The organism is Methanorbis rubei, assembly GCF_032714495.1.
Lineage (GTDB): Archaea > Halobacteriota > Methanomicrobia > Methanomicrobiales > Methanocorpusculaceae > Methanocorpusculum > Methanocorpusculum rubei.
Window position 1 is genome coordinate 52564 of record NZ_JAWDKB010000003.1, and the last position, 14003, is coordinate 66566.

General features: G+C 51.1%; 14 protein-coding genes and 1 other RNA gene. 3 read left to right on the plus strand and 12 right to left on the minus strand.

From position 1 onward, the window contains the following. Nucleotides 1-22: 22 nt before the first annotated feature. The 4 genes from McpCs1_RS03780 to McpCs1_RS03795 are packed head-to-tail and all read right to left on the minus strand — an operon-like array spanning nucleotide 23 to nucleotide 1893. Nucleotides 23-931 (minus strand): TIGR00269 family protein, encoded by a 909-nt coding sequence (locus McpCs1_RS03780; RefSeq protein WP_338095927.1) that lies wholly within the window; start codon nucleotides 929-931, stop codon nucleotides 23-25. A gap of 3 nt (nucleotides 932-934) precedes the next feature. Further along, complete coding sequence (locus McpCs1_RS03785; protein ID WP_338094024.1) at nucleotides 935-1126, minus strand: ubiquitin family protein; 192 nt, start codon at nucleotides 1124-1126, stop codon at nucleotides 935-937. 44 nt (nucleotides 1127-1170) lie between these two features. Continuing rightward, nucleotides 1171-1455, minus strand: coding sequence for a hypothetical protein (locus McpCs1_RS03790; RefSeq protein WP_338095928.1), 285 nt, complete (start codon nucleotides 1453-1455; stop codon nucleotides 1171-1173). A gap of 3 nt (nucleotides 1456-1458) precedes the next feature. Further along, nucleotides 1459-1893, minus strand: coding sequence for a hypothetical protein (locus McpCs1_RS03795; protein ID WP_338095929.1), 435 nt, complete (start codon nucleotides 1891-1893; stop codon nucleotides 1459-1461). A 103-nt stretch (nucleotides 1894-1996) separates the two neighbouring features. Here McpCs1_RS03795 and uvrA point away from each other — a divergent pair, with 103 nt between their 5' ends. Together uvrA and McpCs1_RS03805 are read left to right on the plus strand one after the other, a co-directional pair. Further along, entirely contained in the window at nucleotides 1997-4798 is a 2802-nt protein-coding gene (gene uvrA, locus McpCs1_RS03800) for an excinuclease ABC subunit UvrA (protein WP_338095930.1), read from the plus strand. 459 nt (nucleotides 4799-5257) lie between these two features. After that, complete coding sequence (locus McpCs1_RS03805) at nucleotides 5258-5551, plus strand: hypothetical protein (protein WP_338095931.1); 294 nt, start codon at nucleotides 5258-5260, stop codon at nucleotides 5549-5551. Between the two features lie 196 nt (nucleotides 5552-5747). On the opposite strand, the gene McpCs1_RS03810 is transcribed toward McpCs1_RS03805, so the two are convergent. The 4 genes from McpCs1_RS03810 to rnpB all read right to left on the minus strand — a co-directional run bounded on the left by McpCs1_RS03810 (nucleotide 5748) and on the right by rnpB (nucleotide 7579). After that, nucleotides 5748-6005, minus strand: coding sequence for a hypothetical protein (locus McpCs1_RS03810; RefSeq protein WP_338095932.1), 258 nt, complete (start codon nucleotides 6003-6005; stop codon nucleotides 5748-5750). Beyond that, nucleotides 5992-6411 carry a hypothetical protein gene (locus McpCs1_RS03815; RefSeq protein ID WP_338095933.1) on the minus strand — a complete coding sequence of 140 codons (420 nt, stop codon included), beginning with the start codon at nucleotides 6409-6411 and terminating at the stop codon, nucleotides 5992-5994. The genes McpCs1_RS03810 and McpCs1_RS03815 overlap by 14 nt, the downstream gene beginning before the upstream one ends. A gap of 116 nt (nucleotides 6412-6527) precedes the next feature. Next, nucleotides 6528-7223: a hypothetical protein gene (locus McpCs1_RS03820; protein ID WP_338095934.1), complete on the minus strand. Its 696-nt coding sequence runs from the start codon at nucleotides 7221-7223 to the stop codon at nucleotides 6528-6530. A gap of 42 nt (nucleotides 7224-7265) precedes the next feature. Next, nucleotides 7266-7579, minus strand: an RNA gene (rnpB, locus tag McpCs1_RS03825) — RNase P RNA component. 320 nt (nucleotides 7580-7899) lie between these two features. Here rnpB and McpCs1_RS03830 point away from each other — a divergent pair. Further along, on the plus strand, nucleotides 7900-9429 hold the full coding sequence (locus McpCs1_RS03830) for a sodium:solute symporter family protein (RefSeq protein ID WP_338095935.1): 1530 nt from the start codon (nucleotides 7900-7902) through the stop codon (nucleotides 9427-9429). A 9-nt stretch (nucleotides 9430-9438) separates the two neighbouring features. Here the strand turns inward: McpCs1_RS03830 and McpCs1_RS09310 are convergent, their stop codons facing one another. The 4 genes from McpCs1_RS09310 to McpCs1_RS03845 are packed head-to-tail and all read right to left on the minus strand — an operon-like array spanning nucleotide 9439 to nucleotide 14001. Next, a complete protein-coding gene (locus McpCs1_RS09310; RefSeq protein ID WP_420847066.1) occupies nucleotides 9439-9705 on the minus strand; it encodes a winged helix-turn-helix transcriptional regulator in 267 nt (88 codons plus the stop codon). A gap of 57 nt (nucleotides 9706-9762) precedes the next feature. Continuing rightward, nucleotides 9763-10506, minus strand: coding sequence for an RNA methyltransferase (locus McpCs1_RS03835; RefSeq protein WP_338095936.1), 744 nt, complete (start codon nucleotides 10504-10506; stop codon nucleotides 9763-9765). A gap of 4 nt (nucleotides 10507-10510) precedes the next feature. Beyond that, the gene (locus tag McpCs1_RS03840; RefSeq protein ID WP_338095937.1) at nucleotides 10511-11191 is read right to left on the minus strand and encodes a phosphoglycerol geranylgeranyltransferase; all 681 of its coding nucleotides are present in this window, start codon (nucleotides 11189-11191) and stop codon (nucleotides 10511-10513) included. After that, on the minus strand, nucleotides 11191-14001 hold the full coding sequence (locus McpCs1_RS03845) for a DNA topoisomerase I (protein ID WP_338095938.1): 2811 nt from the start codon (nucleotides 13999-14001) through the stop codon (nucleotides 11191-11193). Before McpCs1_RS03845 ends, McpCs1_RS03840 begins: the two co-directional genes overlap by 1 nt. Between the last annotated feature and the right edge of the window lie 2 nt (nucleotides 14002-14003).

Below are 14003 nucleotides of genomic sequence, written 5' to 3' on the forward strand. Positions count from 1 at the left end.
CCAGTTCAGCAAAAGTAATTTTTTATTCCAAATGTTCCAGCTTCTCAATCAGCGTACACGCAGCACACAACCTGTTCTGCGTCGGTTCGCCGCATCGCTCGCAGACACCCATCTCCGTCACTTCGCCCTGCATAACACCGAGTTTTGCAATCAGTCTCTCCTGACCTGACACAATATTAGAAAGCGTCCCCGGATACTTATGTTCCAGAACCCCAAGCTCGGTCCGGATTCCCGCACGGAGGGCATACTTTGTGTACGGACACTCAGGCAGAGGCGTAAGCAAACGATTCACAATCCCGTAAGCAACCGTCGCCCGTTCCGTACAGCGGCAGAGCGGCTTGATTCTCGGAATAAACAGATCGCCTGCATTCGTATGATAATTCTCCGCAACTCTCCGGATATCCCCACGCAGATAATTCATCAGAACAGACTGCGCCTCATCATCCATACAGTGGCCGGTCGCAATCAGACTCGCCCCCGCATCGCGGGCAGCAGCATTCAGCGCCCGCCGCCGAAGCGTCCCGCAGACCGAACACGCCCGTTCCGGCGCAGACACTAAAAGCTCATCCAGCGTTTTTCCACAGACATCAGCAAACGAAACAATCCGGTGCTCAACACCAAGCCGCTTCACCAGTGAAACGGCTGCCGAGATCGTATCATCGCGATAATTCGCAATCCCCTCATCCACCGTAATCGCCACAAACTCTGCATCAAGATTCAGCTTTGCAAGAACAGTCAGAAGAACAGTACTATCCTTCCCGCCCGAAAGCCCGACCGCCACCCGGGAACCGGAAGGGATCATCGCATACTTTTCAATCGCATCCCGAACGCCCTCTTCATACCATGCCGAAAAATGATCCCCGCACAAAACCGCTCCGCTCGCAGGATCACGCCAGACAGCCTTTGATGCGCAGAGATCACAGACCGCCACTACTCATCCTCCATGTACTATAGATGTGGTCTCAAGTATCTGATCTTCTGCGACGAAGTCGTCAGCAAGAAGAAGCTCGCCTTCAGAGGTCACTAAAATCTCATATGGATTCAAACCAAGACCTGCTAAAATCTCCTCAACCGTTCCTGCCTTGGCATCAGCGACCGAACCGTTCGGGAGATGTACCCTAACCATGAACAAAAGTATTGGCTTTGTGAAAATAAAGTCATCACTACCAATCAGAACAATCCTCTCTCGCGATACATCTTTGCGAGATCCTCATGATCAACTGCACAGGATATCATCTCCAGAAATTCGGCCTTTGACATCCGCAACTGTGCAGCCATCTGAGATTGGAGAAAATCATTCACATCCTGATCATTGTGACTCATATGCGTTTTCACAGCAGCAACCTCTCCATTATCTTCAAAATAATAACGAACATGTCTCTGTCGTCCGGACTCGGGAACGAAACCCTTCTTCTTCAGAACTTTTCGTACAACATCCGCCTTCAGAACAGACATATCTCACATCACAACCGCATCTCTGAAATGTTTCCCGCGTTCCCGTGCTGCCGGCGACAGATGAAGATCAGGATTATTAAAAAACACAAGCCCGTCGGCAAACTGCCGCTGTGCCTCATCTACCGCCTCTTTAAGAGTCGGCAATGAGACAAGAATCGAGTACTCAGTATTTGCCAGTTGGATATATCCATTCTCGGCAATATTCAGAATTAAGGGAAGAGGACTTCTCAGTTTTTTCATCTCGCCGTCAACCGGAATCGTGTGGAGAAAAATTACACCATACTCATTCCCGTCATCTCCCACCTCAATAGTATCCAGAAGAAATTTCAGTACTTCATCGTAGGTCTGATGTTCCTTTTTTCGTGAAAGCATACGCTGTTTCGTCGCCACAGAAACAGACAACTGCGTGCGTCCATCATCTCGATCCATCGCCTGCATGATTATCAGATAATAGGAAAGACAAGAAGATAGAGTTTTTTGTCACCCCCTACACTGCAGTATCCCGCAACTCTTTATCACCAGCAGTAAAAGTACTATCGCAATGAAAAACCTGACCATAAAGGGTGCCCGCCAGCACAATCTGCAAAATATCACCCTTGAACTCCCGCGTGACCAACTCATCGTCGTCACCGGAGTTTCAGGATCCGGCAAATCCACGCTTGCCTTTGACACCATCTACGCCGAAGGCCAGCGGAGATATGTTGAATCCCTCTCATCCTACGCCCGCCAGTTCCTTGGCATCATGAACAAACCGGATGTTGACAGCATCGAAGGACTCTCCCCCGCAATATCCATCGAACAAAAAACCACCTCCAAAAATCCCCGATCGACCGTTGGAACGGTCACTGAGATCTACGACTATCTGCGTCTCCTCTACGCAAGAGTTGGTGTTCCCTACTGCCCGAAACATCAGGTAAAAATTCAGTCGCGAACGCCTGAACAGATCGCAGACGCAATCACCGCAGAGTTTCCCGCAGGCTCGATGATCACCATCTTCGCGCCGATCATCCGCAAGAAAAAGGGAACCTACGAACAACTCTTCCGCGACCTCAACGCCGACGGGTTCACCCGCGTCCGGGTCGACGAAGAAATTTTCCGAACTGATGACGAGATCAAACTCGCCAGATATGTCATGCACAATATCGACATCGTGGTCGACCGGCTCGATCCTTCGGATCGAAGCCGGCTCGTCGAAGCGATCGAGTCAGCACTCAAACGTGCTGAAGACGGACTCGTCTACGCCGCAGGAGCTGAAGGGCCGGACGCAGTTTACTCCGCAAGAATGGCGTGTCCAATCTGCGGCCTCTCCTTTGAAGAGCTTCAGCCCAGAATGTTCTCTTTTAACAGCCCGTTCGGCGCATGCCCGACCTGTAACGGCCTTGGCATCCAGATGAAGTTCGACCCTGAACTGATCATCCCTGACAAAACCAAATCCATCGCTGACGGAGCGGTTGCAATTTACCGAAATTTCCTCGACGGCTACCGCGTCCAGTATCTGGACGCAGTAGCCAAACATCTCGGCTTCACCATGATGACCCCGATCGAGGAACTGACCGAGAAACAGTACAACGGTCTCATGTACGGAACAGACGACACCCTGAAGTTTGTCATGTCCTCGAAGAATGCCGAATGGTCGCATAACGGTCAGTGGGAAGGACTGCTTCCCCAGACCGAACGGCTCTACCGCGAAACAAAGTCCGAGTACCGCAAAGAGGAACTCGAAAAGTTCATGCGTGTCCTTCCCTGTCCTGAGTGTCACGGCAGAAGACTCAAAGATCATGTGCTTGCCGTAAAGATCAATGACAAGTCGATTGCCGACGTTGCCGACCTTTCGATCGATGATGCACTCGCGTTCTTCAACACTCTGCCCTTGACGGAAAAGGAGGAGGAGATCGCAAAGCTGATCCTCCGTGAGATCAACTCACGGCTCTCGTTCCTCCAGCAGGTCGGCCTCGGCTACCTGACGCTCTCCCGTAACGCCGGAAGTCTTTCCGGCGGTGAGGCACAGCGTATCCGGCTCGCGACCCAGATCGGATCGAATCTGATGGGCGTTCTCTACATTCTTGACGAGCCTTCGATTGGTCTTCACCAGCGTGACAACCAGAAGCTGATCGGAACCCTGCAACATCTCCGTGATATTGGCAACACGCTGATCGTGGTGGAACATGATGAGGACACGATTCGTGCTGCTGATTATGTGGTGGATATCGGTCCCGGAGCCGGAGTTCACGGCGGCCACGTCGTGGCCGAAGGAACTCCGGATCAGATTGCGGCAACTCCCGACTCGATTACCGGCCAGTATCTCTCAGGCAGACAGGTGATTCCGGTACCGGAAACCCGAAGGCCTGCGAAGAAGTTCATCAGAATCAACGGGTGCACGGAAAACAATCTGAAAAATATCGATGCGAAAATTCCGATGGGAACCCTGACGGTTGTCACGGGAGTTTCCGGTTCAGGCAAGTCGACGCTGATTTACGACACGCTCTATCAGGCTCTGATGAAGGAGATCTATAAATCCCGCGTGACGCCAGGATCTTACAAGGATCTGATCTTCGAGTCCGAGATCGATAAGGTGATTGTGATCGATCAGTCGCCAATCGGGCGAACACCGAGATCGAATCCGGCAACTTACACGAAGGTGTTTGATGACATCCGTAAACTTTTCGCCGAGACGAAGGAGGCGAAACTTCGCGGTTACGATCCGGGACGGTTTTCGTTCAATCTGAAAGGCGGACGGTGCGAGGCATGTTCGGGCGACGGAGTTATCAAGATCGAGATGAATTTCCTGCCTGATGTTTACATCGAGTGCGAGGAGTGTAAGGGAACCCGCTACAATGCAGAGACGCTTGAGGTGAAGTACAAGGGCAAGTCGATCTCCGATGTGCTGAACATGAGTGTGGACGAGGCGCTGGAGCTGTTTGCGAATGTGCCAAACATTCGTGCAAAAATTGAGACGCTGGCTGATGTTGGTCTCGGCTATATTAAGCTCGGTCAGAGTTCGACGACTTTGTCAGGCGGCGAGGCACAGAGAATCAAGCTGACCCGCGAGCTTGCGAAGCGTGCGACCGGAAAGACGGTGTATCTTTTGGATGAGCCGACTACCGGTCTGCACTTCCATGATGTGAAGAAGTTGATCGGTGTTCTTGATAGTCTTGTTGCGAAGGGCAATACGGTTGTGGTGATCGAGCATAATCTGGATGTGATCAAGTGTGCGGATTATGTTATCGATCTTGGACCGGAGGGCGGTAATGCGGGCGGAAAGATCATTGCGGAAGGAACGCCTGAGGATGTGGCGAAGGTGAAGAAGAGTTATACCGGACAGTTTTTGAAAAAACTGATCTAATTTTTTTGAGAGGGAACTGTTCGGAATTTCCGAACAGTTGCCAGGATTTGCATATACTCCAGACTTTGTTGGCGAGGGGTGACGGTTCCTCTTGGTTTGAACTACTCGAAAATTTCGAGTAGTTCGATCTTCAAGAAGCTCGCCGCTTTGGTAAATCTCTTTGAGATGATACGTGATAGTGTGGCTTTCCACATCGAAGAGTTTCCCCAGCATCTTCTGCGTGAAGTCAGAGGATGCCGTCTTCGTAGCTGACTTTTCAACAGCGTCAGTTCCGCTTTGTATGGAAAAAAATGAGATACTCAACGGCGTTGCTGCGAAGATGGAGGTCGCGTGTCATTTCGTGTTTTTACGCATCCAATTTATCGTTCATCCCCAAATACCTATTCTCTTCTTTCTGTTTTTTCAAGAGGGATGCCCCCCACTACTTTTATCCTCTCCCGTGTCCCATAAAAAGTAGGTATGTACGAGGGAACAGACGTTGGAATGAGCAGCTGGGTAATCTTTGCTGTGGTCATTATCGGCTGCATCATCCTGATTGCAGTAATCTCCCGTATCGAAACAAAATACAATAAAAGATTTGTGAGCAAACGTCAGGAAATAATTCTTGAGAATGCAAGCGAACGTGCACAGGAAATGTTTTCCAAAGAAGAGCAGCCTGAGTTCGTCGTGGGACAGGTGTATCAGATGGAAGACGGGAGCCTCGCAAAGTATGCGGCCGACAAAAAATTTTACAAAATCAAAATGGAAAAATAATTTTTTTGAATGAAACGCGAATAGCGCGAATGAAAAATCGCCAATGGCGATTTTTCGAAAAAAAAATATTCTGAAAAATAATATTAGTAACTCCTGAAAAATCGTCATTGGCGATTTTTTATTCGCGCTATTCGTGCTATTCGCGTTCTTTCGCGAAGCGGTGAGCATGCCTTTGGCATGCGATTCGCGTTTCATATCACGAAATAATATTTCCAATACTTGCGTACCCGTCGCCCCGCTCTTCAGCACAACCGACCGCAGACGCCTTCGTCACATCGATCTCTTTTGTCGTCCGCTCCCGCAGACAAAATGCAAGAGCCGGCGAGCGCTCCACGACACCCGCAATCACAAAGTAGCGTGAATGCAGACAGAACCTGCACTTCTCAGGCGTTACTGATGTGCCATCAGTACACCGAAGTTTTCCCTGTTGAACAGAAATCTCATTCACCGTCATAAAACAACACTGAGTATCCGTGACCGCGGAGGAGTGCGGTGATCTCTTCACGTGATCTGTCAGGCTGTTTTTGCACACCATCAAGCCAGATATTTTTCAGATCCTCATCCTGTGTGACGAGCGAAACTTTGCCTTTCACGCGGGCGACTTCCTCGCCATTTTTGCTGATGCGTGCAGCACAGCAGTGATAATCCTTACAGATAAAGAGTCTTCCCGGATGAACAGTGCAGACATACTTGCCGTCCGCACGTTTGCGGACGAAGAAACAGGCTGAAGTATGCTCATCCTGAATTGAGTGATCATTGTCAAAAATGTCGCGGTACTCAGGCGTGACGAGGACCGCTTTCGTCTCACCAACCACTTCATTTTTGATGTAAAATCCGTACTTAGAGATCTGGCGGTCCATTTTAACAATCTCGCCAATCCCCAGGCAGCACAGTCCGCACTGCGTACACTCAAAACAGCTCATGTTACTAATATCATCGACGTTTCAGCGTAATTAAAGTATGAGTTGGGTCATTTTCAGACCCGATGCATCTCAAACGGTATATCCATATTCAAAATCTCTGACTCCACCACACCAAGCTTCTTCGGGTTGAGGGTCATGGTGAGAACTTCTCCGTCAAGTGAAAACTCAAGGGTCTTGTCGCCGTACGCTCCAAGATATTTTCCGTTACCGAGATTTTCCCAGATGAAGTTCGCATCAAAAGTTTCGTCACGGCCTGCTCCCTGGAAGTCGCCAGCGGCAGAGCCTGAGTAGTCGTCACGGAATGTCGCAGTCGCAGAGCCGTGAGCGCTTACAAAAACAATTGTCATGGTTTTTTCTCCGGCCCAATTACCGAGAATAGGATCACCTGCAGCAGGAGCTTTGGCAGGTGCTGCGGCAGTCGTCTGGGAAACGGTGGGGCTCGTACTCTGCGTTGCTATGGTCACGGACGCAGTTACGGTCGCGGTCGGCTGAGTAAGCGTTCGTACTGTTTCCGTCGCTCCAAGCGTAGTGGCTGCCGGCACTGATGATGCGGTCGAAGCAACCGAAGGCGCTGTTGTCGGCACCGAAGTTGTTGTCATTTCCGGTGTCTGAGTAACTGTTTCGTTGTCCGGATCTGCGATTGTCTGATAGCTCTGCAATGCAGAAATTCCCGAGGAGACAATAAGCAGCACTCCCACACAAACCACTACAAGAATTAGAATCGTTCCAAGTTTTGTATTATCTGCCATATATTCACCACACTTACACGGAAAAACAGTTACGAAAAACGTGAGTCGGAGTGATAAGCCTCCTCCTGTTCGTTGCGGCATTCGGCTAAGCGTCGTACCCGGACCATGGCGTTCAGGCGCCGCACGAGGGTCCTGTTCCGACTTGCACCAGCAGGGATTCGCCGTTCCATCGATCCCTCTGCATCAGCGCTCGACGGGTTAGGTGCCGTCTCATTACTCCGCAGAGGACGTGTCGTTTCTGTTCCAGAGCCGTGACTCTCGCCACCCGTGCTTGCACACGGCTGCGTTACCTGAATGGTGGGAGGACTTTCCTCAGCAATCCCGAAATGATCACCGTCGGCCGCATTCTCCCTCTCACGTATGAATTATATTGGAGTTCGCGGATTATGAATATGTCTGACGCCGGGAGCAAGATTTTTTTTATGACAGATGGTTATCAGATATCTTCGGTTTTTGGCCTGATGTAAGAGGAAACGCAAATAACAGGAACAGAAAATATTCCGTCGATTATTTTCCAAAATATTATGAACAAAGTCCGGAGTCTGATAATCATGAATTTTCTCTAGAATAAAAATGCAAAATCCGCAAACCATTACACTCTTATATTCCAACAACCGATGAATTCGGTAACGAAAATTTCGTTCACATGAAATAGTGTGATCAAAATGGAACTGACATGAACTGGACGACTGATACCTGGATTGCCCTCTTTCTGATCGTGATGTACTTTGCCCTGCTGATCGGCATCGGAGTATGGGCTGCAAAAAAGATCAAAAACTCAGAGGACTACATTCTCGCCGGACGAAGTCTCGGGTTCTGGATATTTCTTTTGCTTCTCATCACCTCCATCTGCAGCGGAGTGACCCTCATCGGTGGCAGCGGTATGGGATTCACTTACGGCTGGCCAAGCATCTGGGATCAGATTTTTGTACCGCTTGCTGCGGTGTTCTGTATTGTGTTCTTTGGATCCAAACTGAATCTGATCGGAAAAAAACAGGGAATCGTAACGCTCGAAGATTATTTTTCCCTCAGATATGAAAACACCCGCGAGCTTCGGATGCTGTCTGCGGTGATTGGAATTTTAGTCTCGCTCGTCTACCTCGTCGGCCAGTACACGGCTATCAGCATCGTGCTTGTCTGGCTGTTCGGCATTGAACACTGGCATGCGTTGTTGATTGCGGCGGCAATCATCACCACCTACACCGCCCTCGGCGGTCTGTATGCGGTCTCATGGACCGGCATGATTCAGGGACTGATTCTGATTTTCGGCATGCTTATTTTTGCGCCAATGATTGTGATGTATGCGGGAGGACTCGAACACATCAACATGGTGCTCGCTTCGATCGACCCGAACTTTGTGATGCCCGCGTTCCCTGAAAGGTACGCGGCGTATGCATACATCACGCCTGAGATCATTTTCTCGTTCGGTGTTCTGTTGATTGTCGGCCTTGCCTGTGCCCCGCACGTGGTCTCCAATGTTCTTGCGGTAAAGGACATCCGCTACTTCCGCTGGGCACCATTAATTGCGTTTGCGGTGTATCTGACGATCTCGATGCTTGTCCGGTTCTCAGGCATGGGAGTGAGGACGTTGGTCGAAGAGGGGACGGTGGTGCTTCCTGATGTTGTGAATGCCGCGGACTACTCGTTTGTCTACGGCATCAGTGCGGCTGCCGGCGGAATGGTTGCGATGGGGCTGTTTGCGGTGATGATTCTTTCAGCAGTGATGTCGACGACTGATAGGCTGATGCTGACGGTTGGAACCCAGTTCTCCTGGAATATTTTCAAGATCATCTTACGACCCGATGCATCCGAGAAGCAGGTTATCAGGATCAGTCAGATTACGATGCTTGTCGCGGTAGTAATCTCGCTGCTTCTTGCGATCAATCCGCCGGAGGTTCTGGTGTTTTTGATCTTCCTTGCGATCGGCCTCATCCTCGCATCGTTTGCGGTGCCGCTTATATCAGGACTCTACTGGCGGCGGGCAACGACTGCCGGAGCGATCGCAAGTATGGCAATTGGTCTTGTGACTGCGTTAGGGTTCGGCTACTATGATCAGTTTGTGGAGAAACTGCCGATGCACTTCTCAATATATGCACTGGCGTTTTCGATTACAACGATGGTGATCGTGAGTCTGCTGACGCAGAAGAACTCGGATGCGGCGCTGGATTCCACCTACACCGGTGGATATCTGCATCCAAAAGAGTAGTTATCTCCTTCAGGAGATGGGATAATACCCGCCGTTTTTTGGCGCACCGCGAAACTCAATCACTCTTTCATATTTCAGTTTTCGTATATGGCGTTCGGTAGTGGAAAGACTTTTGCCGGTTTTTGCTGCAAGAGTGCGGGCGTTGAGGCCGGGTTCTGTTCGGATGAGATCAAGGAGAGTATTTACCCCTTCATTTACCCCTTCATCTTCGGCAATTACACCTTCATCGATAAAAAAATCTTTTTGTGCTTCAATAGAGTGATACTGTAAAAAAATTGTCGATTTTTTAGAATTAGGAAATGAATGATTTGTCGATACACAATTTGGAAAAAATTACTCTTCCTCATCCCAGTGTTCGCGGGTCTTCTCCTCGTACGCCATACCAGGATGTTTCAGGTGCCACTCGGTTCTCCGAAGAACACCGTGAATTGTACTTGCCTCGCGGACCGTCAGATTCGTTCTGCCGAGCACACGCTTTGCAAGCAGAAGGGTCGTCTCCCGCTTCTCGATCGGATGACTGATGCCTTCAAGAAATCTTGCAAAGTGTGCATACAGAGCGTCCATCTCCACTTTGTTTGCAAGCAGATACTCGCCCCGCGGCAGATGGGCAAGCTCATAGCAGATGACACCAATCGCATGAGAGATATTCATAACCGGATACTCTGCGGATGTTGGAATCGTAGCGACGATATCGCAGCGGGCGATCTCCTCATTGTTCAGACCCCAGTTCTCCCTACCAAACAGAATTGATATTCTGCCGTCCACATTTTTGATCATTTCCCGGAGTTCAGACGGAGAGTAGTACGGCATCCGCATCGGGTGCGACACCGACTTTGCCAGACCGCCGGTTGTGGCAACCGCGAGATCGCTGCGGTGAAACACCTCTTCAAGCGTTAAAACCTCGGCCGACTCAAGCACATCCTTTGCATGCGACGCTCTGGCAGTTGCCTCCATCGTCATCTTCGGCGGGTTCACTAAAACCATGTTGTGAAACCCGAAGTTTTTCATGACACGGGCGGCAAACCCGATGTTTCCTTCGTAGAGCGGCTCTACGAGAACGATATCAACCTGCGGCATCGGGTTACCGGACCGCCCTGACCGTATCCTTCAAAACGGCGGGTCCCGCATCGTAGACCGCATTGCCCACCACAATCGCGTCAGCATACTGTCCCATCTCCGCAGCCTTCTCACCAGAGTTGATGCCGCCGCCGTAGAACACCACAATATCCTCGGCAACCTCAGAGACCGCTTTCGTCACAGCCGGATTGCCGTAGGTTCCGCTGTACTCAATGTAGAACACCGGCATGCGGTAGTACTTTTCCGCGACGACCGCGTAGGCCGCGACCTCTTCGGGAGCCAGATCGCACTTTGCATGTGTCAGTTTGCCGACAGATGACGCAGGGTTCAGCACCACATATGCCTCGCCGACAACTTTGTTCCAGTCGATTGGGAAGTGCTGCACCCACTCCTTGTGCAAACCGCAGACAAACATCGGATGCGCCGCGTTGAACACGGTCGGCACGAACACGAGATCCATTCCGTCAAATCTTGCACCAGTCGGGTCGGCAGGCTCCACCACAACAGGAAGCCCTGAGTCGCGGACCTGATCATACAGGTCAGCAAGTTTTTCCGGCGTAACATCCAGCGTCCCTGACAGCATCAGAACATCAGTTCCGCTTGCCGCAATCTCTGCAATCGCACCATCGCCCAGAATCTTATCGGGATCAAGTTTGGTAATATGTCTCCACTCTTTCCAGTTCATTATTTTCCACACACCATTTTTGCTTTTGATTTTAAGTCCGACAGAATTTCCTTATCAATACCGGTCTGTCGGGCAAGTTTTTCGATGTTCGCCTTCTTCAGAAGATCGCAACTGTAGACTCCTGCAAAGCCGAGAGACGCAAGCATCTCAGGCTCAATTCCAAGAGGAGTGAGGGTTGCAACCCCTTCGTCAAACGAAGCTTTGCTGACTGCTTCCGCGGGAGTAACGCCGATTTTTTCTGCAACAATTTTCTGATGCTTGCAGATTGTTGTGACCGACGCTCCTGTTGCAAGAGCAAGACCGGCAGGATTTGCTGCGACAAAAACTGCCGGGTCCTCGCAACCTGCGGCAACATATTTTTTCAGGGTAACGGTTGGAACACCGTACTCTTTCATTTTCGCAATGTTCACCACTTTCCGTGCTTCGGAAAGCAGGGTCTCTGCTTCCGCTTCAGAAAGACCCGACGAGGTCATGTCACTCATCTTTGCTTTTGAGAGACCCGCAACATCAACGATTCCTTTGGAGAAGAATGCATTGCTGACCTTCGAGTGGCCGCGTCCGCGTCGTGGGGCAACGTGAGCTGAGATGAACTTCTTCAGCTCAGTGCGTTTCCGGAGAAGCGCAAGAACATTTTCCGCATCAGCAATCATCTGCTCAGCCTCAGGCCGGGCGATTGAGAGACGTCTCATCAGTTCATCAGACGACATTCCCGCAAGCTCGGAAATTGCATAAATGTGAACTTTGTTCAGCTTCTCAATTCCTGCGTCCGTCATGCCGGGCAGCATGCGGAACGCCTCGGCATTGGTCTGGATGTGGGAGCAGAGCGGGCAACCAATCTTCCACGCAGGAGCGCCTTTGCGGAGAAGCTGCACATGGTTCAGCTGGTGAATCGGACAGACCTCATCCATCCGCACCGCATTGCCCCAGGTTGCCGGCGGCAGGCTCGTGTTGAAGGTGCAGTCAGGATATCCTGAACAGCCGATAAACTGTGAGCTGCCGGCACGGCGGATACGCAGGGGTTTGCCGCAAACAGGGCACGGACCGACCGTCTGTCCTTCGATCGTGCGGTCCATCAGATCCTGACCGATCGCTTCCTTGTTCGCCTCAAGATCATCGAAGATGGAAGAGAGCATGGTCTTGGACTCGGTCAGAACCGCGTTCATGGTTTTGGTTCCCGCCGCAATCTCTTCCATATGCTCTTCGAGGGTATTGGTCATGGTCGGGGCAGTGATGGTTCCGGCAAACTGTTCCAGCGACTCGGTAACCGCTCTGCCAACGATTGTCGGCTTCATCGGGTTGCCTTCGATGTACTTTCTGCCGATCAGTTTGCTGATAACTTCGTGACGCGTACTTTTCGTGCCAAGTCCGAGCTCTTCCATTCTCTGGATGAGTCTGCTCTGCGAGTAACGTGCCGGAGGCTGCGTCTCCTTCTCCTCGCAGAGTTTGTCAGCAAGCGTCAGCTTCTCGCCGACCGTAAACTCAGGAAGAACCGTCTCTTCTGCTTTGCTGTACGGATAGACCGCACGCCAGCCGGGAACCGTGAGCCGTCCGCCCGTGATAGTGTACGGCTCGGCTGCCGCGGTCATATTGACCTTCAGCGTCTTCCACTCAGCATCAGGCGAGAGCGTTGCAAAAAATCTACGGACAATGAACTCATACAACTTCCATGTCGCATCGTCTCCGATCTCCTGCCTCGTACCTTTCGAGGTCGGGTAAACCGGCGGGTGGTCGGTGGTCTCTTTCTTGCCGCGAGTGGGCGAGCCCCTCATGTTCGCAAGGACCATGTTTGCATCGCGCTCGAACTCGCCGCCGGCAAACATCTTCAGATGCTGGCGGAGGTTGAGACTTTTTGGATACACCGTGTTGTCGGTACGCGGATACGAAATAAATCCACGCATGTAGAGATCCTCAGCCCGGTTCATCGCCGATGCCGCAGACAGACCAAGCCTTCCTGCGCCGACAATCAGCGCAGTGGTGTCAAGCGGCGTTGGCGCCTTGTCAGTCTTTTTGCCGGTGATGACTTCGGTCACCGTGAGAGGATCTTTCGTTCCGGCAAATGCTGCATCCGCCTCGCTCTTGATCGTGAACCGACCGTGGGCATGACGGAACGAGAGTTCCTCCTTCCCTTTCTTTGCAGCAAGTGAGAGCATCCAGTACTTTTCCGGAACAAATGCCTCGATCTCTTTCTCGCGGTCAACGATCATCGCAAGAGTCGGGCTCTGCACACGACCAACAGAAAGAATGCTGTCGGAACCGCGGTGGGCGGCAATCGAGAGGAAACGTGTTAAGGACGCTCCCCATACAAGGTCGATGACCTGTCTCGTCTCGCCGGCTTTTGCGAGGTTGAAGTCGATCGACTGTGCTTCATCGATTGCTTTGGTGATCTCATCCTTCGTGATTGCAGAAAATCTCGCACGATCCACACTGACATTTTTGTTCACCGCACGAACCAGCTCAAAGGCTTCCATGCCGATGAGCTCTCCTTCGGTATCAAAGTCCGTTGCGATTGTGACGCGGTCTGCCTTTCTTGCATGTTTCTGCATCAAAGCAACGATCTTTTTCTCGGTCGGATGCTTTTCGATATCTGCATGAATGAGAGAACGCGGCGGATGCTCTTCGCTGCGCCAGTTGCTGTAACCTTTGGTGAAGTCCAGCTCCACCACGTGGCCGCGAAGTCCCATAACAATCGTGTCGCCAAAGGTGTACTCGGTTGCTACGCCGTCGCGTTTGGTTTGGACTTTCTGTTTTCCTGCCAGAAAGGCTGCGATGCGTTCTGCGACAATGTTCTTTTCAGCGATGATCAGATGCATGG

What these genes read in the sequence shown, in the direction of transcription:
- McpCs1_RS03820 (WP_338095934.1), bottom strand. Translation starts at nt 7,223, where the DNA reads ATGGCAGATAATACAAAACTTGGAACGATTCTAATTCTTGTAGTGGTT.
- McpCs1_RS03805 (WP_338095931.1), top strand. Translation starts at nt 5,258, where the DNA reads ATGTACGAGGGAACAGACGTTGGAATGAGCAGCTGGGTAATCTTTGCT.
- McpCs1_RS03810 (WP_338095932.1), bottom strand. Translation starts at nt 6,005, where the DNA reads ATGACGGTGAATGAGATTTCTGTTCAACAGGGAAAACTTCGGTGTACT.
- McpCs1_RS03830 (WP_338095935.1), top strand. Translation starts at nt 7,900, where the DNA reads ATGAACTGGACGACTGATACCTGGATTGCCCTCTTTCTGATCGTGATG.
- McpCs1_RS03840 (WP_338095937.1), bottom strand. Translation starts at nt 11,191, where the DNA reads ATGAACTGGAAAGAGTGGAGACATATTACCAAACTTGATCCCGATAAG.
- uvrA (WP_338095930.1), top strand. Translation starts at nt 1,997, where the DNA reads ATGAAAAACCTGACCATAAAGGGTGCCCGCCAGCACAATCTGCAAAAT.
- McpCs1_RS03795 (WP_338095929.1), bottom strand. Translation starts at nt 1,893, where the DNA reads ATGCAGGCGATGGATCGAGATGATGGACGCACGCAGTTGTCTGTTTCT.
- McpCs1_RS03835 (WP_338095936.1), bottom strand. Translation starts at nt 10,506, where the DNA reads ATGCCGCAGGTTGATATCGTTCTCGTAGAGCCGCTCTACGAAGGAAAC.
- McpCs1_RS03845 (WP_338095938.1), bottom strand. Translation starts at nt 14,001, where the DNA reads ATGCATCTGATCATCGCTGAAAAGAACATTGTCGCAGAACGCATCGCA.
- McpCs1_RS03785 (WP_338094024.1), bottom strand. Translation starts at nt 1,126, where the DNA reads ATGGTTAGGGTACATCTCCCGAACGGTTCGGTCGCTGATGCCAAGGCA.
- McpCs1_RS03790 (WP_338095928.1), bottom strand. Translation starts at nt 1,455, where the DNA reads ATGTCTGTTCTGAAGGCGGATGTTGTACGAAAAGTTCTGAAGAAGAAG.
- McpCs1_RS03815 (WP_338095933.1), bottom strand. Translation starts at nt 6,411, where the DNA reads ATGGACCGCCAGATCTCTAAGTACGGATTTTACATCAAAAATGAAGTG.